The organism is Flavobacterium daejeonense DSM 17708 (genome assembly GCF_000425425.1).
GTDB lineage: Bacteria > Bacteroidota > Bacteroidia > Flavobacteriales > Flavobacteriaceae > Flavobacterium > Flavobacterium daejeonense.
Window position 1 is genome coordinate 31917 of sequence record NZ_AUDK01000010.1, and the last position, 23227, is coordinate 55143.

Sequence of the window (23227 nt, forward strand, 5' to 3'; positions counted from 1 at the left end):
TAAGTTTAACCCATGTAATCTTCTAATTACATAGCTGTTTTTAGTGTCTTAATTTTTGTCTGTTTTTGAATAATAGATTGAGAAATTTGATTTTTTTGGTTTTAGCTATATTTTTTTTTAGAGATTAAAAATAAGGATATACAATGAGAAAATCTTTAAATACTTTACTTGACGAAATAAAAATATTTGAGAAAAAAGTTTCAGAAGAAACAACAAATTTAATAGATGAATCCTATCAAATAGCAACTTATTTAAGAGAATTGTTAGCTAAAATAAAAAATCAAATTTTAAAAGTTGGTTTTAAAGATGATTCCGAAGAGATAAACTTTTTTAAGAATATAAAACCTCAAATACTTGGTAAACTAATTTATTACAATAAAGTATTTCGAACAGAGACTTCATGTCCTGTAAACGATGGAAAAATGTATCATAATTTCTTTTCTAATGAACTAGAAGAATTAAAGCTAGAATATAAAGAATACATTTGTAATTCAGATTTTCATAGATATTATCGTTCAGGAAGGATAGATAGAGATAGGGAATATTTCATGTTGGGTAAAATAAATTATCATAATGGACTCAATAGTTTTGTATTTGAAATAGATCCTAGTTTTTCTACCTATTATGATTACAAAGTAGCCCGAATCATTGCTAACGAACTGCTTTATACGTATCTGTTGGAAAAAACAAATCCAAATCCAAATTCAAATTCTATTTTGCAAAATCCAGAATCGGTTAAGGAAATCTTTTGGACAGATTCTAAAAATGCTCTTATTGAACTGATTTATGCTTTATATGTTTCAGGAGCAATTTCACATGGGAAAATTGGAATTCGAAAAATTAGTCTTGCTTTTCATATTTTATTTCGAACTCCTTTAGGAGACATTCATCATGCTTTTCATCGAATGAAAGAAAGAACAGGTTCAAGAACGGTTTTTCTAGATAAACTTAAAGTAGCATTGGAAGAATATATGGATAAGGATTTATAATTATATTACAACTTAATAATTAAAAACAGCGTTTTATCACGCTGTTTTTTTATGCCCATAAATACCAATTGACATATCCGTATTCACCTCTTTTATACTTTGAATAATATGAACATAAGAGTTGTTTTTTGGCATTATGAAAATGAATAATATTTAGAAAATCTTCATTTTCAATTGGTATATCTTGGCGGACAATTACACTCATACTTTTCAAATTTGTACAGCTATCAATAAGTAATTGTGTAATGTGTTAAAATAAAAGTATGAATATAGATAGAATGGAATTTATAGCATGGATGGAACGAATTATGGATCGTTTCGATATCCTGAATGAACATATACATGATGCTCAAAAGAAACGAAATAATATCGATGGAGAAGAATTACTGGATAACCAGGATTTACTACAGATGCTAAAAATTAGCAATCGATCACTTCAGCGTTATCGTTCATCAGGGAAGTTGCCTTATTACACAATCAGTGGGAAAATTTATTATAAACTTTCGGATGTGCATCAGTTTATCCGGGATAGTTTTAATGCACCACTCAAAAAAGAAAAGACAAAAGGAGACAACTAATGTCAGTGTAAGTCAATTTAGTTAAAGAACTATTTCATGTAATTATTTTTGGAAAAACAAATTTTTAATACCGATGTAATGAGTGATAAAAATATAGATAGACTACAATTTCCAGAGCAATTTTCGGATATTTTGTTGGTACTGGATAAAAGAGAAAATAAAATTAAGGCAGTAAAAGGTCTTGGAGAAAATAATGAATTAGAAACAGTACTTCCTGATAAAAAGAATCAAACTCAGTTTATGAGAGTCGATAAACATGGCGATCTGTTCAGCAATTTTTTCAGCAATTTTTTGCATCAATTAAAAAACCCAACCCATTTTAACTTTTTTAGAGTTTCTGCAAAGGATGCTATTGTTATAGCCAATAAAATGCAAAAGGAAGTTGATAATCCTACTAAAGCTGGGGAAAAGCTATTTACAGCACATGAGATACAAACCGATTATAAATCACAAAACAAAAATAATATGGAAACAACACAATCAACAACGGAAGCAGGTGAATACCGTTACAAGTTAGAGCAGATAGATTGGAACGCAATGTCCAGTCTTGGATTAAGTAAAGAACGCCTTGAAAAAATGAATCTACTCGATCCATTGTTAAAAGGCTATAAGACAAATGAATTGGTGCCAATAAGTCTGAATTTAGGAACAGCAGTCACTCGTATGGATGCAAGGCTATCCCTTCAATCTAATGATGAAGGTCAGGTAATTGTCGCTATCCATGGGATTCGTAAAGAACCCCAGTTGAATTTTTCATTTTTTGGTCATGAGTTTACCAAAGAAGATAAAGACAATTTACTCAAAACCGGAAACATGGGACGTGTGGTTGATTTGACCAATCCCAAAACAGGAGAAACGATACCTTCCATAGTCAGTGTAGATAGGCTGACTAATGAACTGGTTGCTCTTCGTACCGATTTTATCAAAATTCCCGATGAGATAAAGGGGATAAAGCTGAATGAACAACAAAAACAGACATTGGCAGAAGGAAAATCTTTATATATCGAGGGTATGATTTCTAAAAAAGGAGAACCGTTCAATGCTTCTGTTCAATTCAATGCAGATAAACGTTACGTAGAGTTCCTTTTTGACAGAGGTCATATTAATAATCAATCACAAAGTCAACAACATAAAGGGACTCAACAACAAGAAGCACCACGCATCTTCAGAGGAAAAGAGTTAGACGATCAACAATATGAAAAGTTCAAAGAGGGGCAAACAGTGTATGTAAGTGGTCTGATTGACAAAAAAGGGAAGGAATATCAGGGTTACATTACTTTCGATAAAGAAACCGCAAAAACAGGCTTTTCTTTTGACAACCCCAATAAAGTGAAAGAGAAAGCGCAACCCAAAGAAGAAAATAAAACACAAGTTGCTGTTAATTCCGAAGGTAAAACGAATGAGGCTACTAAGAAAATCAAAGAACCTTTGAAAACTGCACAGAATAATCCCGACAGTAAGCAACAACAAGAAAAACAGGAAAAACCAAAAGCTGCCGCTAAATCGAAAGCTCGAAAAATCTAAGTAGTGTAAACATTCATAACATGAAAGTAATAATTGCAGAAAAACCGAGCGTTGCTCGGGAAATAGCCAGCCTGTTAGGTGCCATTGAAAAAAAAGATGGTTACCTGACGGGCAATGGTTATTATGTAACCTGGGCGTTTGGACATTTAGTGTCTTTGGCAATGCCTGAAGAATACTGTATTACAGGATTTCAAAGAGAAGCTTTACCAATATTACCCAATCCATTCTTACTTACAGTGCGTAAGCTAAAGGAAAACAATAGCAATATTCCCGATGCAGGCGCATTGAAACAATTGAAAACCATTGAGCAGCTTTTAAAAAACTGTGAAAGTATCATTGTTGCTACAGATGCCGGACGTGAAGGAGAATTGATATTTCGTTATATTTATGAATACCTTAAATGCAATAAACCATTTGAGCGTTTATGGATAAGTTCGCTAACAGAAAAAGCGATTCTTAAAGGATTTGAAAATCTGAGACCAGGAAAGGAATTTGATGGTTTATATCTTGCAGCTAGAGGAAGAAGTCGTGCAGATTGGCTGGTAGGAATCAATTCCTCACAAGCTTTGACTATTGCTTCCGGAGCAGGTGTTTATTCGCTCGGAAGGGTACAGACTCCTACATTGGCTCTCATTTGTAAAAGATTCTTGGAAAACAAAGCATTCACAATTAAGAAATATTGGCAAATTGAGTTAGAACATCGAAAGGATTTTATTGATTTCAAAAGTCTTTCTTTAATCAAATGGGATGATAGTAAACAGGCTGATCATGCACTGAAATTCATTCAACGTCAAGCAATGGCTACGGTAACAACATTTGAAAAAAAGATTGTTAATGAACAACCACCTTTATTATTTGATCTTACAGCATTACAAAAGGAGGCCAATATAAAATTGAATCTTTCCTCAGAAGAAACTCTTACTATTGCCCAGAGTCTTTATGAGAAGAAATTTATCAGTTATCCACGTACCGGGAGTAAATATATTCTCGAAGATATTTGGGGAGAAATTCCCAATTTAATAGGGATATTAGAAGAAATAGACAAGTTTCGAGAAATAGTGCCTAAAATGAAAAGGGGACGTTTGAATAAACGTATCGTTAACGACCTAAAAGTAACCGATCATCATGGTTTGTTGATTACAGAAAGGATACCTTCAGCTTTAGTTGCAAAAGAGAAAGCTATTTATGAAATGATCGCTTATCGTTTACTAGAAGCAGTTTCATCTGTTTGTATTAAAGAGATAACGGATGTTGTATTACAAGCGGTACATTATGATTTTTCACTAAAAGGATGTAAAATTATTGATGCAGGTTGGAGATTTATTAAGGGAAGTTTTATCGATGAAGATAACAATCCCGTTCAGGATTTACCGGAACTAAAAATAGGAGATGAGTTAAAAATAAAAGAAGCGAAAGTTTTAGAGAAACAAACCAAACCACCAGTTCTTTATACCGAGGCTGGTTTATTAGGAGCAATGGAAAATGCAGCTAATCAGATTGAAAGTGAACAAGAGCGAAAGGCTTTGCAAGGAATTGGAATTGGAACTCCGGCAACAAGAGCAGCTATTATTGAAACACTTTTTAAAAGAGATTATATTAAACGGCATAAGAAGTTTTTACTACCTACAGAAAAAGGATTAAAGGTTTATGAATTAGTGAAGGATAAAAAGATTGCTGATGTTACTATGACAGCAGATTGGGAATTAGTTTTGCAAAAAATCGAGAACAATGAAGTAGATGTTACAGTATTTCAAAAAGGGATGGAAGATTATACCAAGACTATCACACAAGAAATACTCGCTTTGTCTGTTGAAAAAGAAAAACAACCCGAACTAATTTGTCCAAGATGTAAAATTCAGAAATTAGTGATTCGAGATAAATTGATGAAATGTCCAGATGAAAGTTGTAATTGGGTACAGTTTCGAAATATATGTGGTGTTCAGTTAAGCTTTTTAGACTTGGAAACTTTGATAACTAAACGCAAAACCAATCTCCTCAAAGGTATGACCAGTAAATCAGGGAAAAAATTCGACGCTTATATCGAAATGGATAAAAAAGGACAAACCACTTTCACTTTTCCTGAAAAGAAAAAACGCAAATAGAGAATTCTTTTGATTCCAAAAAAAGGCGTTAATTCATTGATTGCTTTCGGTTTTGATCCGAATTATAAAATTAAAAAAAAAATGGCTGTTTCAAGGTATGAGACAGCCATTTTGATTTTATTTTTTTGACTCGTTTAAAGATGATTTTCTAAATTCTTTTAAAAGCTTTTCTATTTCCAGAGAAGCTTTACGAGCTCTAGTTCCTGCCGCTTTATTTCCTTTTTCTGTTTGTAATTCTGCATCCGATTTGAATGTTTCAAATTCTGTAGCGATTTTTTCGATTAGTTCTTTCATAAGAGATTTTTATTTAGTGAAAGAAGTAAAAATAATAATTTCAAATGTAATTTAGTCCAGACAAAAGAAAATTTTATTGAACATTGATTCATAAAGACTTTATCAAAACAGAAAGTATAGAATAAAGAGAAGGTATTAGTGTGTTTTTTCTTATTTTAAAATTCATTATCTTTGAAAGATATAACCAATAAAAATTATAAATTATGGCACTTAAACCAGGACCTAAAAGAATAGCAGATTCAACAGGAAAACCAGATCAGCGTCAGCGGGATAATAAAAGTACACCAGGGAATACTCCGTCGCTGAAACCATCTAAAAGTTCAGGAAAAAAGTAAATCACACTCGTTTTAGTTTGTCCTTAGATTAGGCACTTGCTTACAGCCTGCTTAATAAGTAAAAGATAAATTGTATCTTTTTAATGCGGTTAAAATAACAAAAGTCACTTCAATAACTGAGTGACTTTTGGTTTTAAAGCACCTAATCTTCCTGTACCAAATGCTGTAAATCAGGATCATTTTTAATGCGTTCCAATTCGTTTTCGATAATAAGGACAATATCCTGTTTTATTTGCCTGTAATTGGCTTCTATTTCTTCTTTCATTTTTTCTTCACCATTTTCATTATTGAAAGATAAAATCTCAGGTATCTTTTTATAAGCATTGGTTTCTGCAGCTACTTTGTCGTTATCTACCACAATTTCAGCATGAAAGATTTTCTGTTCAATGCGTTCATCAAAGTTATCGGAAACAGCTCCCACAAACATTCCTTGAGTAAGAGTTGAAATTTTCGAAGCTGGTATGAGACTGTCTAATTGCGTCGAAATTGAAGTTGATTTATCGTTTCTATTAATGGTCATACTTTGTCGTTTTTGCAAAACTTTCCCAAAACGTTCTGATAAGCTTTTGGCAGTTTCACCAACAACCTGTCCACTAAAAATATTACCCACTGTATTTTGAATTACCTTACTTTCCTTGTCGCCATAATCCCGGGTTAATTGGGAATAGTCCTGAAAACCTAAACAAACGGCTACTTTATTACTTCTGGCAGTAGCAATAAGATTATCCAACCCTCTAAAGTAAATTGTTGGTAGCTCATCAATAATAACTGAACTTTTTAATTTTCCTTTCTTGTTTATCAGTTTTATAATTCTCGAATTATACAAACCCAATGCAGCAGAATAGATGTTTTGTCTGTCCGGATTATTTCCCACACAAAGTATTTTGGGTTCATCAGGATTATTAATATCCAATGAAAAGTCATCTCCGGTCATAACCCAATAAAGCTGAGGTGAAATCATTCGAGACAAAGGAATTTTAGCGGAAGCGATTTGTCCTTGTAACTGATCCTGAGCGCCACCTTGCCAAGCATCCATAAATGGGGAAAGATAATTTTCGAGATCAGGATAAGAAGTAAGGATAGTAAATACATCTACATATTTTTTATTGAGTAATTCAATCGCGTGAGGAAAGGTACAGTACTTTCCATTTTCATAGATTTTTAAAAACCAGATAATGGCCGCTAACAGAATTATCGGAGATTCTACAAAGAAGTCTCCCTGTTTTTGAATCCAACTTCTGTTGAGGTTGAGCATAATGGTGTAAGCTGATTCATAAGCATCGGAGATGTCGGTCATAAAATCCGGATTGATAGGATTGCAGCGGTGGCTTCTCCTTGGATCATCAAAATTGATAATATAGAATTTTGGTTTTACTTTATACTTATCAGAATGCTTTAGCAAATGATTGTAGGCAATGGTGGAAAGGTCATCAAACTTAAAATCATAGATGTACATTGAAAAGCCCTTTTCAATATGTTGTTTGATGTAGTTGTTTATTATGGCATAACTTTTACCTGAACCTGGTGTTCCCAAAACTATAGATGCTCTAAAAGGATTCACGACATTAATCCATCCCTCGTTCCATTTACCATTATAGTAAAACTTAGTGGGAAGATTAACGGAGTATTCATTTTTCATTAATTTGGTTTCCTGCATGAAACTTTCGTTCTCGTTATTGAATACATCATCCATCAGATTAGTACGAAGTAAACGACTAATCCATACGCCAGCCATCATTAAAGAAATGTAACCTAATGATGTTGTCAGGATATATAACGAGGTAGCTATGCCAACGGAAAATTTCAGTAACGGTGTGTTGAGAAAGAAAAGTATAAAACCAATTATTAAAGCTGTATTGATTTTGGCCCAGCTAATTTTTTCATTTTTTACTCCTTTTGTTCCCAAACAACTTAACGCCAGTAAGACAAATGCAAAGATTTTGGAATAAAATGTATTAGAAAATAAACTTGCAGTTCGCTGAAAATTTCCCAGTATCTTATTGATTACCTCTAGTGCCCAACCTCGTTCTAAAAAGAATCCATAACAAAACCAGTAAAAGTGCATCAGTACCAGTAGGATGCTTACTGCCCGCATGAAAGCCATTATTTTGGCCAGTCCTCTTAAATCGTCTTCTCCTTGCATATTTCAATGAATTTAATGTTATAAATGAATTTAGAACAAAGTAGTTTCTTTAGCAGAACAAGGAATTAGATGGTAGTTAGTGGCACTATTTGGCTATTTGAAGACAGAAAAAAGTCTAATTTTGCTTTCCATTTTTTCTACGTTTATTCTTTTTCTTCATTTGGTTGGCAAATGCCTGTTCTTCATAATCATTACCTTGTGATTCAGGTAATAATCCTCCGAATGCTTCAATTAATCCCAAATTGTTATTGGTATGTGCAGTTTGTTTTTGGTTTAGAAAATCAAAAAGTTGATGAGGTTGTTCAATTTCTTTTTCCGTATTATTTTTTTCTGCGGATGATGAAGGAAAGGGATTATTTTGAATACTCTTTTGACGATTTTCAATAACTTCATCTTTCCAACAATCATTAAAGACGTTGGCAGAAAGATTTTTACCCAATTGTGATCCGTTCCAAACGCTTCGGGATTCATGGTCAATAAAAGTTATTCCATAAATACGTCCTTCATCATTCCTTCGAACAACAGTATTGATTCCCTGCTCCAATAACTGTTTCTTGAAATCAGTTTCATTGGAGGTTATATGAATTGCAATTTCTACTGTCTTTTTTAAAAGTACTTTGGTAGCTGCTGTTTTCATTTTTTCTTTCGATTGCTCGAAATGTTTCTGTAAAGTTTCTAATCCTGCCTGTTTACCAAAGAGAGATGCTTTGAATGGATTAGTTGCTTTTTCTCCCTGCTCATTCAAAACAAAATAGACTAATCCTTGCTTAGGTTGCCCCAGTAATTCCCCTTTTACTTCTTCAGCTGTAATGTTAAAAAGAGAAAGTAGCGCATTATAAGCTCCTAAACTTTGATACTGATAATACTTTGGTAAATGTCGTACCATTGAAGCTATTTGGCTTTTTACATTAGTATCTTTGTAATCAACTGGTTTGAAAATGGCTTCTTTGGTATTGCGTTCTTTTTCCGTTGCAGCTAGTAGTTGATATTGTTGTTCCAATGTACGGCAGGCATCCATCGAACGCAATTTTTCATAGGAGTCCGATATTTTTTTACCGTTACGATCCACACAGGTTGATACAATATGAATATGAGTTCGTTCAATATCGGTATGTTTAAAAACTACATAAGGCTGATCTCCATACCCCATAAGTTTCATGTAATCTGTTGCTATTTTTTTAAAATTTTCATCATCAACTTTATCTCTCGGGTCAGGATTGAGCGATATATGTAAAACAGCTTTTTCTGTTCGCTTGTTTGCCATCAGATAAGGTTCAAATGAACTGTATAATTGCGCAACAGAATAATTTCCATTGACAGTTTCTCTCATTCTATTGGTAGCTAATACTTCGCCGTTTTCCTTATCTACTTTGAGTTGGTTATAAGAAAGTGCACCCATCATATTTGCTCCACGACCAATCTTTGCTATCATTTTTTCTTATTTTTAATTTTTTTTACGGTTTTTATGACTTTATGGTTAGTTTTTTTAAGTTAAGCAATAGATTTATTTCAATATTTAATAATGTATTTTATGGCTCTATTTGTCCAAAAGATACTTGATAAGAAAATGGATCTAATTGAATAGATGTTGTCTTTATATTTAATTATAGATTATAATATTTTTATTACTATTTTTACGAATGACTTAAGTAACTTTCTAATATTTTTAATCTAACTACAGAATTGAAATCAACTATTAAAAAATTAAAATGTGGAAATGATTTATGTGTTATCGATATTGAAAATATCGATACGCCCTTAAAAACTGTTTTGGATAATAAATTCGTTAAAATATGTGAAGGAAATGTTTCAGTTGATTTAAATGGAGTAAAGCAAAGGGTGGTTCATTATCTCACTCCAAAAAAAGGTAAAACCCTTGAAATGGGAGCAATCGCAGAATTTTTTATTCACTTATATCTAAATGAAACGGGCTTTGAACCACAATTTCTATTTTTTAACTTAGAAGAAAATTCAATAAAAAAAGGTTTTGATGGTTACTACTATTTTAATGCTGAGGAATGGATACTTGAGAGTAAGTCAGGTCTAATTTCGACAGTAGGAATTTCACATGGTTCAAAAATAAAAGAATCTTATAACGATTTAAAAACAAAATTAGCTGGGGATGTCAAGAATAATCCATGGCGAGAGGCTTACAATCATGCATCTCACATTGACGTAGGTGCCAACGTGGGCGTTAGAGCAAACATTAAAAAGTTTACCACCCAATTTGACAACAAAGTTTATCATAAGATTGATGATTTCAATATAATTCCAGGCTCGACAATTTTCTTAAATGGAACTTGGAATACTACCGATGCTAATGCCTTAGAAATAGAGATTGAGGAAGCAATTTCGAAATTCAATTTTAAAAAAATCAAAATTGTCTGCGTGACAAAAAAATCGTTAGAACTTTTTTGGCAATACTTGACAACACCTTAGTTATTCATGAATCAAACAGAAAAAACAGCACTTACAGATATCAATAAAATTGAGACTTTCCAGACTATCATGGAAAAACTAACGATTGGCACTGAATTGACCCATGAGGAAATTGTTTATATATTAGGCTGTGCCATCATATTTTTAAAACATTATGAGCAGGACAACAGATACACCAGTTATGCAGAGTTCACGTATTATATAGTGCTGAAATACAGCATGCAATATCATGATTACGCACCACTTTATGATTTTTCTACTAATTTTGGTTATTACCCTGTGGCGAAGGCAATATTAGAGGATGCTCTTTTAAGAGAGGAATCCATAGAGGATTGCTGTATTGGTATTGAATTAGAACGCTATAGACATCAAGAATATATAGAAACCGTCCATCAATTCAATAGTAAAAGAAAACTACTCGCTGATCAGACCTTAGAGGTAAGTTATATTGCTCCGACATCATTTGGTAAAAGTTCAGTAATTGTGGACTACATAAAAAAATATACCTCTTTAAATAGCAAAATTGGAATAATTGTACCGACAAAATCGTTACTGATGCAAACATACCGGATGATTAGAAATGCTAATCTTGGGAAAAAAATTATCATTCACGACGAGATGTTTCAAGGTCAAGATTCTTTTATAGCAATCTTTACACAGGAGCGGGCATTACGTCTCTTAAGCAAAAATAACATCTATTATAATGTCCTCTTTATTGATGAGGCACATAATATTTTAAAAGACGATCCACGAAGTATTTTGCTTTCGAGACTTTTAGCGAAAAATCGTGTACTTAACCCTAATCAAAATGTCGTTTATTTATCACCTTTAATTGAGGATGCTCATAGCTTAAAAATTGCACAAGAGCAAAGTATTAATCAGCATAAAATACCGTTTAATATTAAAGAGCCAGAAATATATGAGTTTTGTACTGATGGAAATGTAACGAAATACAATAGGTTCGTTAATGAACAATATCACATCGGACAATTTAAGGATATGTTTGTTTATATCAATTCAACATCTGCCTCAAAGAATTTTCTATACAATTACCGTCCTGTAAGCATAGAGTTGGCTGCAAAAGAGTTAGCTAGGCATCTGCCTGAAATTGGTAATTCAGAACCTATCAACCAATTGATTAAAATTTTGAAGCAAGAGGTACATGAAAAATTCTATGCTGTAGACTATTTAAAAAATGGAGTTGTTTATTTACACGGCAAACTTCCTGATCTTATAAAAGAATATCTTGAAAGTAAGTTTAAAGATTTAGTAGAAATAAAATACATTATTGCAAATTCTGTCATATTAGAGGGAATGAATTTACCAATCGACAATCTTTATATTTTAAACACATATTCGCTGGGTGGAAAGGAATTAACAAATCTTATTGGTAGAGTTAACAGACTTAATACCATTTTTTCATCATCAAAGAATAATCTTAATAAACTTCTGCCCACAGTTCATTTTGTTAATAGCGAACTTTTTAATAGAAAAGATGGAAAGATGGCGGCAAAGATAGGCTTGTTGCGCAGTCGCATTTTTAAAGATGTAATTCGCAACCCAACACTCGACACATTCGATTTGGATAAATTGACAAAGAGTGAGCGGGAACGAAAAAAAAAATTATATGACCAGGTAAGAGAAAATGAAGCGTTTTTAACCAAAACCCCTGAAAATTCTTTTGAAAGAATAAAACAATATCTTATAGACTCAGGGATTTCGCATTTTTACAAAGATCTTAATGAAATTTGTCTGATACTCGACCAGCGCTTACAGAATATAAGAATTAGTCCAGTTTGGAATACACTCGATATGATGGGCAAGATTAATTACTTATTCATAAATAGTGTTGAAGTCAAAGATGAAGAATTTAAGCGACTACAATATCCGCCAGCTCGGAAATATTACGACTTTCATATTACTGTCAGTCAGAAAAAAGCTTTAAAGGAGAATGTCAATCATATGTTTAATTATTTTAAGAAGCGCATTGGAGATAAAAATCCATTAACTTTTTTTGGAAAGACTTATGGTGAGGTAGGTAGGACAGAAGACTATCAGGAGGCTAAACTCTACATTAATCTGGGTACAAAGAGTGATGTTGAACTGATAAATTTGGCAATCATCAAATTAAAGATGGAAGATGACTTTATTAGCTTCAAAATCAATAAATTTATAATTATGCTATATGATTATGAGCTTATATCAGTGGATGATTATAATAAATACATTTACGGTACGACCAACCAATATAAAATAGATCTTTCAAAAATTGGTTTAAGTGTAAGCTTGATTTCAAGACTCGAAAGCGACAATCAATTACAATACCTATACTTCGATGATTATAATAATTTGAAGTCAAGACCTGAATTTGAGGTATATAAAAACTCAGTTAATGACTTCTATAGATTTGAAATCGAACGTTTTTTAAATTAATTAATTTCAAGGAGGGTTTAGCTATTATCAATATAAAACAAAAAACTATTCATAAAATAGAAGCGAAAAGCTATCAATTTCCTTATCAAAGTTGAGTTGATTGTAAGAAAGTGCGCCAATAATATTTGCTCCACGACCAATTTTTGCTATCATTTTTTCTCATTTTTTCTCAAATGTTTCGCTTCAAACTCCTCAGTCAATTGTGTAATATCACGGCATAGTTTCGCCAATTCAGCTGTTTGTTTTTCCAATTTAAAGAGATAGGCAGCGGCTTTTTTTTCAGAAAAATTGCGATATAATAGCTTCACAATCTGATTGTAATTGACACCAACGGCACGAAATTGACCAAATAAAGTGGTTAATCGCATGTAGTAATCCATCGCAGCCATATCTACTTTTACGGTTTTGATTTGTTTTTCAAATAGGACAGAAGTAATAAAATGCGCTTTATTATCTGCTCCCGAAGCATCAAAAAGCGAAAGAAATTTAGCATTTTCCTCATCCGTCAAGCGAAAAACATAACGATGAATGCTCGGATTCTTTTTATGATTCCTGCCGCCTTTGTGTTGTTTCTTGTTTTGTTGCTCATCCATCATCATTCCATTTATAATTTTTAGAAAACACCGACTTCGGAGGATGTTTTAAGCCCCTGCAAGGGCAAGTTGTTTTGAGGCACGGAATTCATTTCCAGTGCCTCAAAACACAACTTGCTCTGTTCTGTCGAACAGATAATCCGTCCGCCTGTCGGCGAATCCGGATTGAATATAGCAGGGAAAAAACGGCTTAAGGCCGTTTTGGTTGTTACTCAAATATTGATTAGCTCCTTCCATTGATTCATCCGGTTATTGTTTTTTACAAAGTAAAATATTGAAGGAGAAACAATTGTACGGTGAAGGATTGCCAAAAATCGCCATTAAATGCCAAACATTGCCAGGTTAGTAAAAGCGACTACATAGCTGTATTTCTTTGTACTTAGAAACAGATATAAGGCTATAAGTAGCTATGTAGGTAACAACATAATTACATCAGTACTCACTTAGATAAATACAGCTGTGCAGCTGTAAAAGAGTAGCTATTGAAATAATTAAATAGGTAGTTGAGCACACACAAATGCAATTACATAATGTAGTAACTCTGCCGGTAGAATTTTATAGTTATACCTACAGACATAAGATTGTATTCAAGTGCATAAATAGATTACTGCGTATTTAGCTGCTTAGCTCTATAATGCTGTACATATTAATAAACGTACATAGGAACTTAAGTACTTCCATAAATAATTAAAAACAGTTAAAAAATGAATTCAAAACACAAAACAGTATTTATCGCCTTTTCTTCTCAAAAAGGTGGTGTCGGTAAAAGTACTTTTACCACATTGCTTGCAAGCACCCTGCATTATCGATTGGGCTACAATGTGGCCGTATTTGATGCCGATTTTCCACAGCACAGTTTGATGAAAATGAAATCGCGTGATCTGGCAATGGTCATGGAAAATGAACATTTGAAAAAGCTGGCGTACAAACAATTTACCACCATCAACAAAAAAGCCTATCCCATTATGCAACACAAAGCGGATAGTGTATTGGAAGCTGCTCAGGAATTTTTGAATACTTCTCCGGTAGCTGTTGATGTGGTATTCTTTGACCTGCCCGGAACTGTGAACACTCCGGGTATTTTGAAAGCATTGGCAGGAATGCACCACATTTTTACACCTATCACAGCCGATCGAGTGGTAATGGAGAGTACGCTGATTTTTACGCAGTTGTTGCAGGATGTGATTATGAAAAAAGGGGAAACTTCGATAGAAACCATTAATCTGTTTTGGAATCAGGTGGATGGGAGGGAAAGCACCCCTTTATATGAGATTTATAATCAACTTATGGAGCAATTGGGATTGAGTTTGATGCAAAGCCAAATCAAGAACAGTAACCGTTTTCGCAAAGAAAGTGAAGAGAATAGCAAAACCGTTTTTCGTTCTACCGTAATGTCTCCGGATGAACGTTTGATGAAAGCTTGCCAGTTAGATCAGTTTATAAATGAATTTTTAAAAATCATTCAATTGTAGTTTTATGGAGAAAGATAATAAACGAAAAGTGGCTCCTGAAATCAACGAAGAGTTGATGATGAACATGATGGTGGACGGAATCAAAAAGGGAGGTTTACAGCTTCCACCAGAAGCGACTGAAGAACCGGAAAAAGAAAAAGTAACTTCTAAAGAACTCCCAACTCCAAAATCTTCGATTAAGGAAAAGAGTAGGGGAAGAAGGGGAAACGAAGCAGATTACGAAAGCATTTTTTTTAAAAGAGCAGAAACCAATGCCCGTGATGGAAAAACGGTGTATATTCGACCTGATTTTCACGAAAAACTGTCACGCATTGTACAAGTGATAGGCGAAGACAAGATCACTATTTATGCTTATTTAGATAATTTGCTGGATTACCATTTTCAGGAATTTGGTGAGCAGATTACCAAAAGTTTTAATGATAAATACAAACCTATTTTATAATTGAAGTTATGGAAATAGTAATTGTGATATGTCTGCTGATTGTAATTATCTTGCTTTTACAGGACAAAATTATTATCAAGGTAGTGGGCAAGTCAAAACAGAAGGAAACTATTTTGAATATCCCTGATATTATGGGAGAAACTAAACCGCAAAGAAGTCTTTCAGTGTCAAGCCCTGCCAAAGAAAGCCAAAAGAAAAAGCAGGAACAGAAAACAAGTAATTTTGATATTGAAATCGACGAGGAAAAAGTCGATATGCAAATTCCGCAGGAAGAGCTGGATGAAGTTTTTGGGAATGTGCCTGATTTTGAGGAAGAGGAAGAAGAATGGAATAGCTATGGATTATCAGATGGCGATAATGGTTTTGCCCAAGGGGTTACCTTTGAAGAACTAAGTTCGGTAGAGGTGTTGTTAAAAAAAGAGAAATGGAAGCCCTCTCAAAAGAAAGCAGCCACTGCCATAGTTCAGAAAATACAGGGAACCGAATTATTTGACCTACTGGAAAACTCTATAGAAAATGCTTCTCAAAAAATAGCTAAGCTATTAGATAGTACACTTTCTTCAGAAATAGATTCAGGTTCTTCCTCTTTGCGGAAAAATTATTTAGAGGATTTTGATATTGAGGAGTTTGTGTGAACAAACTCCTTTTTTATCTTAACTTTATTTTTGAAATCAAAGTATCTGTTGTCTTTCGACTTTTTAAAATATCTTTATTATCAACTTTCCAACCGTACAGTGAGTAACTAGAACAAATTTAAATCTGCATCACAAAATTTAATATTTAAATTTATTCTTTTTTCCTTACTCAGTTCTTCCACTTTTTTGTAAAACTCGGTGATTAAACTGATTCCTAATTCGGTTTTTAGTTTGTCAGGAGAAGTATTTGCTTTAGATTCTGCCTTATAATCTATGTAATCCAGTAAGGATAAAAGCGTATTAGGAAAATCAAAATAAATTTGTTTGTTTTGATTTTTTTGAATTATCAATATATCTCGTGCTCTGGCTTGTTTCATGTTTAACTTTACTTCTTGTAATAAATAGCTATTGTTACGTAGTTCTGCTTTCATTACATCAATATTGCTAGCTTCCAATTCATTGATTTTTTTTGGTTTATAAATGCACAGACTAGGATTTTTTATTCCATCTTCTTTCAATTGTGTTATCACTGGCAAAAGAAAATTATTTACATAACCGAGTGCTAATACATCAGCCGGTGAATATTCTGTTCTTTCAAAAAGTTTCCTGTTTAGTTGATTTAACGTCACAGCAAAAAACGAAACGATAGTTACTAAAGCTTCTAAATCAAAATTTTCAAGTTTAGGTAAGGACTTTTTTAATAACCAAAAAATGATAATTATAGCGGTAATTCCATTTAAGATATAACTTAAATAAGTAAAAGCCTTGATGTTATTGGCAGCTAAATCTAAAAGGTAATTTTGCAATTTTTTCATTATATAAGTTGTTTATTAAGGAGGGTTAAATCAATTACAATTTGATTGATCTCCGCCTGTAAAAAGCGAATTTCTTGAAGTTTTTTATCGCAATCTTTTTCGAAAATAATTTCAGTTCCATCAACTGATTTAATATTGTCTCTGTAGGATTTATTAATTAAAATTCGAATTAATTCATCGTTGATAACTGTAACAAGTTCCAAAAAGTGAGCATATTGATATTTTGCTATATTGATATTATAACAAATAGCATTAATATGAAAACTTCTGATAGCTCCTTTATTATCAATATTATCACAATCAAATTTGACGTTCTTAATAAATCGAATCATGTTTTTCAATCTTCCATTAGTGAGAAGGCTTCTTTCATTGATACGTTTTATACTCCAAAATGGAAAATCTACATTTGAAAGCTTGTGTAATTCTTTATTATAGATTTGTATCCCTCTTCGATAATCACGATTAGTTTTCATATAATCTATGCCTTTGTAATATGTTGCAGTAACTACATCAACATCTCTTTTAGGTGAACTAACTTGAACATAGATAGAATTAACTTTTTCAACATCAACTTCTTTGTAGGTAGATATTAAAACTTCTTCGGATTGTTTTCTAATATTTCTGAGATCTGTTAATTGATTTCCTTCGTATTGGCTAAAATCATCAGAATGTTTTTTTAAGTTTTTGTATTCAATTGGATTTAGTGTATTAGGATTGGCAAGAGCCTTTTTAAGTCCAGAGTGATCAACTCCTTTTGATTTATTAGTTATTTGCACTAAATCAATATCATTATCTTTAATAATGTGTGTATTAGTCATTACTGATCCTTGTCTTTCAAAATGGACTTGAGAGCCGTGGCTTCTTTTTAAGTGAGCTTCTACTTGATTTGCGGCTATCTTACTATTGCTTGTGTATTCAGAAGCAACGCCTTTCATCGCTTTTTGTACATAAATATATACCTGAGCTGTTTTTAATTTTTTGTTTTCAAACAGTAATGAAGTAACGTTTTCTTCAGCAAATAAAGCTTTCATTGTGAAGGAATCAGGATTACTTCTTTGATTGATTTTTTGAATTAATTGATCATAATTTTTACTCATCCTTACAGTATTTAAGATTTAATACTGCAAATATTAGATAGATGTATGCAATACAACTGCACAGTATTGAAAATTTTATTTATAAAGCAAACTATCCAATAATCAAAGCATTTTGATTTACCACTTTTAACAAACTAATTATTTTATGAATTTTGGTGTCTTCATCCTGAAAAATACCAATTATTCCGTTGTCATTTTGGGCGTTGAATGGACTTTGGGTTAACATTTTAGTATCCAGAACTCCATTTTTATTTAAATAATCAATGATAGTATTTACGAAAGTAATTTGATTGGCATTCAAATTTTCTTCCTGAATAAATGCAGCAAAATGTTTGTTGGCTGCCTCGATATCTAAGCCTAATATTTTTCTAACAAACATGCCTAAAGGTTGCTCTTCATATTCTTTGAACAATCGCTCTTTACTTTCAGCTTCCTGCATCAAGAATTGCTCTAATAACTCCAATTCAGAAGGGGTAATTGGAATATTTTTATACAATTTATCAATTACTAAATGGGTTCTGTTTTTTCGTATAAATGATTCTACTCGGTCTTTATAACTTTGCAGTCGGGTGTAGCTGGCTAAAATATCGATTTCTTTTACATTAGCTTCAATTAGTTCATCGTCAAAATCAGAATAAATCGGTTTTTCTTTGTTTTCATCTTTCAGGAATTGAATCAATCCTCTTAATTCTGTTCTTAAATGCTCTAATTTATCCAAAGAAATAGTTGACCAATAGTCAGCTTCTTTGATTTTATTAATAGTTTCAATATGTTGGTTAACAGCAGGTATGTTTCTTTTTACAAACAATAATTCTCCGATGCTAACCATATTTTGAATGAGAGAAACTTGTCTTTTGGATTGTTTCAGTACAGCCAACTGTAACTGATAAATTAATTTGTCAAATTGCTTTGCAAATTCATCTTTGTCTTCCGTGTAAGCAATCAAGTGTGACAGATGTGTTTGAATATCCAATACATTCGATTGGTTTAAACTATTCCAATTTTCTCTTTTGCTATATTTAAGCACGTATTCCAGATGTTTATTTACTTCAAATCGTGTTTGGTCTAATTCAACTATTTTATGATGTAAAATATTGGTGTATTCTTTTGCAATCAAATCATCACTATCCGTAACATTTTGACTGTTTTGAATGGTTGTTATAATTTCTAATTGTGCTTCAAATAATTGTTGTGATAAGGGTTTAGCTGTTGTTCCTTCATAACCGTTAGGGAATTCTTCAAAAAACTCAAAATTTCCACAAATATCAAAGATTAAAAAGAACTCTTTATCCAATCCCTGACCAAATATATTAGGGCATTTGCGTGTACCGCGTCCAATCATTTGCCAATATTTGGAATAGGACTTTACTTCTTTGAAGAAGACCAAATTTAAAACTCTTGGAGCATCTACACCAGTGTCCATCATATCTACCGAAACAGCAATTTGTGGTTCGACCTCATCGCCTTTAAAGAAGCAAAATTTTTCCAATAAGTCTTGTGCCTTGTCTTCGTAATTATCGATTACTCTTAAAAAGCTACCTCCAAATTCAGGATAGTTTTTATTGAAGCGTTGTTCTATAAAAACGGCATGAGTATGATTTTTGGCAAAAATGATTGTTTTACCTAATTTATCACCGCTTTCTACCCGCAGACCAAAACGCATTAGATAATCTAAAACCGTATCAACCGTATCGTTATTAAATAAGAACGAATTGATTTTTGTTTTTGCTATTTCAGTTATTCCTGTTTCTTTTTCGTCACCGGGTACTCCAAATAATTCTTCATAATGTCTTTTGTCTTTCTCGCTTAATTCAGAGTATTTTACCCCTTTTCTCGGGAATTTAACGGGGACTTTATATGATTTTGGAGGAACCAAATGTTTCTCTGCCACGGCACGATCCAATTCATAAGAAAAAGTAGGAACATCATCTTCAATTTCAAAAAGACTATAAGTGTTTTTATCAATATCTTTTTTAGGAGTAGCTGTAAGTCCGATTAATAGAGCATCAAAATAATCGAATATGGCTTGGTATTTTTGATAAACCGAACGGTGCGCTTCATCGATAATGATAACATCAAAATGACCGATACCATAAAAACGTTCGTCTTCCTTTTTTAATGAATCAATTTTGTTTAAAATAGTAGGGTAGGTAGAAAAAACCACTCGTGTTCCCAGTTCTTCTTTCTCTTTCGTTAAATCAATGGCCGAAAGATGAGGTAAATGTTCTTTAAAGGCATTTTTGGCTTGGGTTACTAAGGCATTTCTATCTGCTAGAAATAAGATTCTTTTCGCCCAATTGCATTTGGTAAACATATCTACGATAGCGGCAGCAGTTCGGGTTTTTCCGCTTCCTGTTGCCATTACTAATAATGCTTTTCTGTTTTTACCTCTTAATACATTATTTTGTGTCGTGACCAGTGTTTCGGCAACGCGTTTTACCGCTTCTATTTGATAAGGTCTTTCAATAATACTGGTATTAACTACAAAGTTCCTGATATCCTGACGTTCGTAACGACGTCTGATTAATACTTGTAATTCCTCTTTCGTATAAAACCCCTGAACCAATCGATCGGGATAGAATTGATCATCCCAAAGATGGGTTTGAAAGCCGTTAGTATAAAATATAATGGGACGTTGACCGGTCATTTTTTCTAAACAATCAGCATATAAACTTGCTTGGTGTTTGCCTTTTCGGGCATCATGGAGCGTACTTTTGGCTTCAATAACAGCCAATGGTTTGCCGTTATCACCCCATAAAACATAATCAACAAATCCTTTTCCGGTGGGATTAGTAGTTAATGGCATTCCTACTACTTCGTATTCTATTTCTTTATGCTCACGTAGATTGTTCCAACCAGCTTCTTTGAGTAACAAATCAATTAATATTAAGCGGGTTTGGTGTTCCGATGTTAATTCGGGAACAGCTTGTTCAAAAGTAAATTCCTGACTTCTTTGCTCTTTACGTTCCGTAATGAGTTGTTTTTGTTCCTCCAGTTGCTTTTTTAGCGCTTCGTTTTCTTCGGCTAAAAGTTGTTGTTGTTTTTCTAAACGTTTGGCTTCTTCCCGTTCTTTTTCGATGGCAGCGGCCAATTCCTGTAATTGTTTGGCATTTTTATCATTGCTGTCTCCATAAGGAATATAGCGCTCGTCAAAAGGGACAATATCCGGATTGTTTGCGCTATAATATTTACTTAACCAGGAGAGCAAACGGAAAGTGTTTTTTAGAGATTGTAAAGCTTCTAATGCTCTTACCTTTTTGCCATGGGCTGCATCGTTACCATACAAACGCACCACATCCAATTCCACTAACATACTTGGTTTGAGTATGGCTTTGAAACTATCATTGTGTAGTAAAGCCCCCAATTTAGTGTCATAAGGTAACTCTAAATCATCATCATTTTTATACAACCAGAATATGGTTTTCTCCAAGGTGCTTCTGCATAATAAAGCGGCATAACGAGGAGCTGTAAAAGTATTTTTTTCGGCTTCCTGTACTTCTCTGTATATTTCAGGAAACTCTTTTTGAAGAAAACTAAAGTTGCTATTCATCACGCTTGTACAATTTACCTCTAAAATACTATATTATTTCATACCATATATCAAATTGTAAAGTATTTCTCCTTGAATGGTAAGTTTGTATTTTTGGTCTTGATGGGTTGGTTTTTCGGGAATGGTCATTTCTACCCATCCTAAATTTACTAATGGATCTAAATATCTTTCCCGGTTACGAGAGTGATTAGTTAGTCCTAAATTTTCCAGAATTTCGGCTCTCTTTTTTGGTTGATTTAATATGCTCAAAATTGAAATTATCTTGTCATTAAGATTACTTTCTATAATTTGAACAGCTTGGTCACTAGCTTGGTCACTAGCGTGGTTGTTCCAATTGCTTAAGATCTCTAATGCCTTGTTCTTATTGGGTTCAGCTTGGTCGTTAGCTTGGTCACTCAGTGTGTTTAAAAAATGACTAAGCTCCTCTAAATTGGTAAAAGGAACTTTTTCAATGCTGCTGTTTTTTTGTTCTTTTGCCAGTAAAAGAGAAAGGAAATAAGTGCTTTGCTCATCCGTTTCAAAAACAGGTTCGGAGGAGTTATTTTCTGCCATAGCATTTCTTATGGTCGGAAAGCCCGTGCCACGACCTTCAGTTAATCGAAGCTCTTTGAGTAAATCGCCAATTCTACGGTTGCGGTAATCTCGAGCTACTATACGTTGGTTTTGTTTTAATATTTGTGCATCTACCGGAGGAACGGGACCGGGGAAACTGAGAATTTCAATTCTGTCCGGCCATATTTGTACTTCAATAGGTTTCTCCATTTCATAGCTTTTGTGATAGACCGCATTAGACAATGCCTCTTCAATAGCTTCATAAGGGTAATTGAAATAACGATTGGCTTCAGCTTTGTAAGCTAGTTTTTCTACCACTTCTTCAATCACATTGTTTTTAAAATAGTCTAATATCGCTCTTAGTTGGTGATGGATAGGCCCTTTAAAATACTTTTCGGTAAAGTTTTTACCGGTTTTATCTTTGTGAACCACTAATTCAATCCAGGAACGATCGAGAAACTTTTCGGGGTTGCGGGAAAAAAACAATACTCCCACATTTAGCGGGCGTAATGCCTCTTTTGGACCATTTACTATTTTCATATTCAAGCACAAATCGGCAAAAGGGATTTGTTTGCTTTCTTCGTATAAATCACTTTTTACTTCCTGAAGAAAAGCCTGAATTAATCCTAAATCCAAATCATCAATTGTAGCTTTGCCATTTATTCTGTCGTCAAACGGAATGCGTGCCGTTAGTTCCTGTAAGCGTCTTAAATTATCTTCTTTGGCGATAATACTGCGGGAACCATAACGAATATAAGGAGCACGTTGCGCTCCCTTTCCTTGTGTTATGGGGGCAGTGTAAGGACGATTGTCGCCAGCAGGACACCACAATACTAAAATATGCTGTCCTTGTAGCACATAAGGTTGCATTAACGGAAAATAATTCGGTAACAACTGGTAGGCAAGGCTTAGTACTTCACCCTGTATTCTATCTAAACTTTCCGGAACTAAACCTACAGGAGGCAGTACTGGCTTCCCATCATTTTCAGCAATACCCACAATAATGTAGCCACCGCCCCAATTGTTACTATCATTAGCAAACGCACACATGGTATGTACAATTTCTTCCGGATTCCAGCCTTGTTTGAATTCCAGTCGTTCCCATTCTATGGATTGACCGTTGACTAAATCGTTTATGTTTATTGGTAGTGCCATTTTTGTTTAGACTGCTAGAAATAATGATTTATATTTGATTTCCAAATTTAAAATTTTAATTTTAATATAATCGAGTTGC

The 23227-nt window shown here is 33.3% G+C and carries 18 protein-coding genes; 10 read left to right on the forward strand and 8 right to left on the reverse strand.

The window, feature by feature from the left end:
* Window positions 1-143: 143 nt before the first annotated feature.
* From H599_RS0108440 to H599_RS0108460, 4 genes are all read left to right on the forward strand, one after another.
* Window positions 144-989 (forward strand): RteC domain-containing protein, encoded by an 846-nt coding sequence (locus H599_RS0108440; RefSeq protein ID WP_026713728.1) that lies wholly within the window; start codon window positions 144-146, stop codon window positions 987-989.
* Window positions 990-1252: 263 nt separating this feature from the next.
* On the forward strand, window positions 1253-1567 hold the full coding sequence (locus H599_RS0108450; protein ID WP_026713729.1) for a helix-turn-helix domain-containing protein: 315 nt from the start codon (window positions 1253-1255) through the stop codon (window positions 1565-1567).
* Between the two features lie 78 nt (window positions 1568-1645).
* On the forward strand, window positions 1646-3091 hold the full coding sequence (locus H599_RS0108455) for a DUF3945 domain-containing protein (protein WP_026713730.1): 1446 nt from the start codon (window positions 1646-1648) through the stop codon (window positions 3089-3091).
* Window positions 3092-3111: 20 nt separating this feature from the next.
* A complete protein-coding gene (locus H599_RS0108460) occupies window positions 3112-5193 on the forward strand; it encodes a type IA DNA topoisomerase (protein WP_026713731.1) in 2082 nt (693 codons plus the stop codon).
* A gap of 117 nt (window positions 5194-5310) precedes the next feature.
* On the opposite strand, the gene H599_RS0108470 is transcribed toward H599_RS0108460, so the two are convergent.
* Entirely contained in the window at window positions 5311-5487 is a 177-nt protein-coding gene (locus tag H599_RS0108470; protein ID WP_026713732.1) for a histone H1, read from the reverse strand.
* 203 nt (window positions 5488-5690) lie between these two features.
* Here H599_RS0108470 and H599_RS21320 point away from each other — a divergent pair, with 203 nt between their 5' ends.
* Complete coding sequence (locus H599_RS21320; RefSeq protein ID WP_262493886.1) at window positions 5691-5822, forward strand: hypothetical protein; 132 nt, start codon at window positions 5691-5693, stop codon at window positions 5820-5822.
* Between the two features lie 142 nt (window positions 5823-5964).
* On the opposite strand, the gene mobC is transcribed toward H599_RS21320, so the two are convergent.
* Together mobC and mobB are read right to left on the reverse strand one after the other, a co-directional pair.
* Entirely contained in the window at window positions 5965-7965 is a 2001-nt protein-coding gene (gene mobC, locus H599_RS0108480) for a conjugal transfer protein MobC (RefSeq protein WP_026713733.1), read from the reverse strand.
* A gap of 115 nt (window positions 7966-8080) precedes the next feature.
* The gene (gene mobB / locus H599_RS0108485) at window positions 8081-9397 is read right to left on the reverse strand and encodes a conjugal transfer protein MobB (RefSeq protein ID WP_026713734.1); all 1317 of its coding nucleotides are present in this window, start codon (window positions 9395-9397) and stop codon (window positions 8081-8083) included.
* Window positions 9398-9648: 251 nt separating this feature from the next.
* On the opposite strand from mobB, the gene H599_RS0108490 reads away from it, so the two are divergent.
* A complete protein-coding gene (locus H599_RS0108490; RefSeq protein WP_035141364.1) occupies window positions 9649-10404 on the forward strand; it encodes a hypothetical protein in 756 nt (251 codons plus the stop codon).
* Between the two features lie 6 nt (window positions 10405-10410).
* Window positions 10411-12837: a DEAD/DEAH box helicase gene (locus H599_RS0108495; RefSeq protein ID WP_026713736.1), complete on the forward strand. Its 2427-nt coding sequence runs from the start codon at window positions 10411-10413 to the stop codon at window positions 12835-12837.
* A 149-nt stretch (window positions 12838-12986) separates the two neighbouring features.
* Here the strand turns inward: H599_RS0108495 and mobA are convergent, their stop codons facing one another.
* Window positions 12987-13430: a conjugal transfer protein MobA gene (gene mobA, locus H599_RS0108505; RefSeq protein WP_026713737.1), complete on the reverse strand. Its 444-nt coding sequence runs from the start codon at window positions 13428-13430 to the stop codon at window positions 12987-12989.
* A gap of 704 nt (window positions 13431-14134) precedes the next feature.
* On the opposite strand from mobA, the gene H599_RS0108510 reads away from it, so the two are divergent.
* The 3 genes from H599_RS0108510 to H599_RS0108520 are packed head-to-tail and all read left to right on the forward strand — an operon-like array spanning window position 14135 to window position 15979.
* Window positions 14135-14902, forward strand: coding sequence for a ParA family protein (locus H599_RS0108510; protein ID WP_026713738.1), 768 nt, complete (start codon window positions 14135-14137; stop codon window positions 14900-14902).
* A 4-nt stretch (window positions 14903-14906) separates the two neighbouring features.
* Window positions 14907-15344 carry a DUF3408 domain-containing protein gene (locus H599_RS0108515; RefSeq protein ID WP_026713739.1) on the forward strand — a complete coding sequence of 146 codons (438 nt, stop codon included), beginning with the start codon at window positions 14907-14909 and terminating at the stop codon, window positions 15342-15344.
* Window positions 15345-15352: 8 nt separating this feature from the next.
* Window positions 15353-15979 carry a hypothetical protein gene (locus tag H599_RS0108520; protein WP_026713740.1) on the forward strand — a complete coding sequence of 209 codons (627 nt, stop codon included), beginning with the start codon at window positions 15353-15355 and terminating at the stop codon, window positions 15977-15979.
* 107 nt (window positions 15980-16086) lie between these two features.
* Here H599_RS0108520 and H599_RS0108525 read toward each other — a convergent pair whose 3' ends face one another.
* The 4 genes from H599_RS0108525 to H599_RS0108540 all read right to left on the reverse strand — a co-directional run bounded on the left by H599_RS0108525 (window position 16087) and on the right by H599_RS0108540 (window position 23148).
* Window positions 16087-16794, reverse strand: coding sequence for an STING domain-containing protein (locus tag H599_RS0108525; protein WP_026713741.1), 708 nt, complete (start codon window positions 16792-16794; stop codon window positions 16087-16089).
* On the reverse strand, window positions 16794-17891 hold the full coding sequence (locus H599_RS0108530) for a hypothetical protein (RefSeq protein ID WP_051590686.1): 1098 nt from the start codon (window positions 17889-17891) through the stop codon (window positions 16794-16796). The genes H599_RS0108525 and H599_RS0108530 overlap by 1 nt, the downstream gene beginning before the upstream one ends.
* Before the next feature lie 91 nt (window positions 17892-17982).
* Window positions 17983-21441: a DEAD/DEAH box helicase family protein gene (locus H599_RS0108535; RefSeq protein WP_026713743.1), complete on the reverse strand. Its 3459-nt coding sequence runs from the start codon at window positions 21439-21441 to the stop codon at window positions 17983-17985.
* A gap of 33 nt (window positions 21442-21474) precedes the next feature.
* On the reverse strand, window positions 21475-23148 hold the full coding sequence (locus H599_RS0108540) for a Fic family protein (protein ID WP_026713744.1): 1674 nt from the start codon (window positions 23146-23148) through the stop codon (window positions 21475-21477).
* Window positions 23149-23227: the final 79 nt, after the last annotated feature.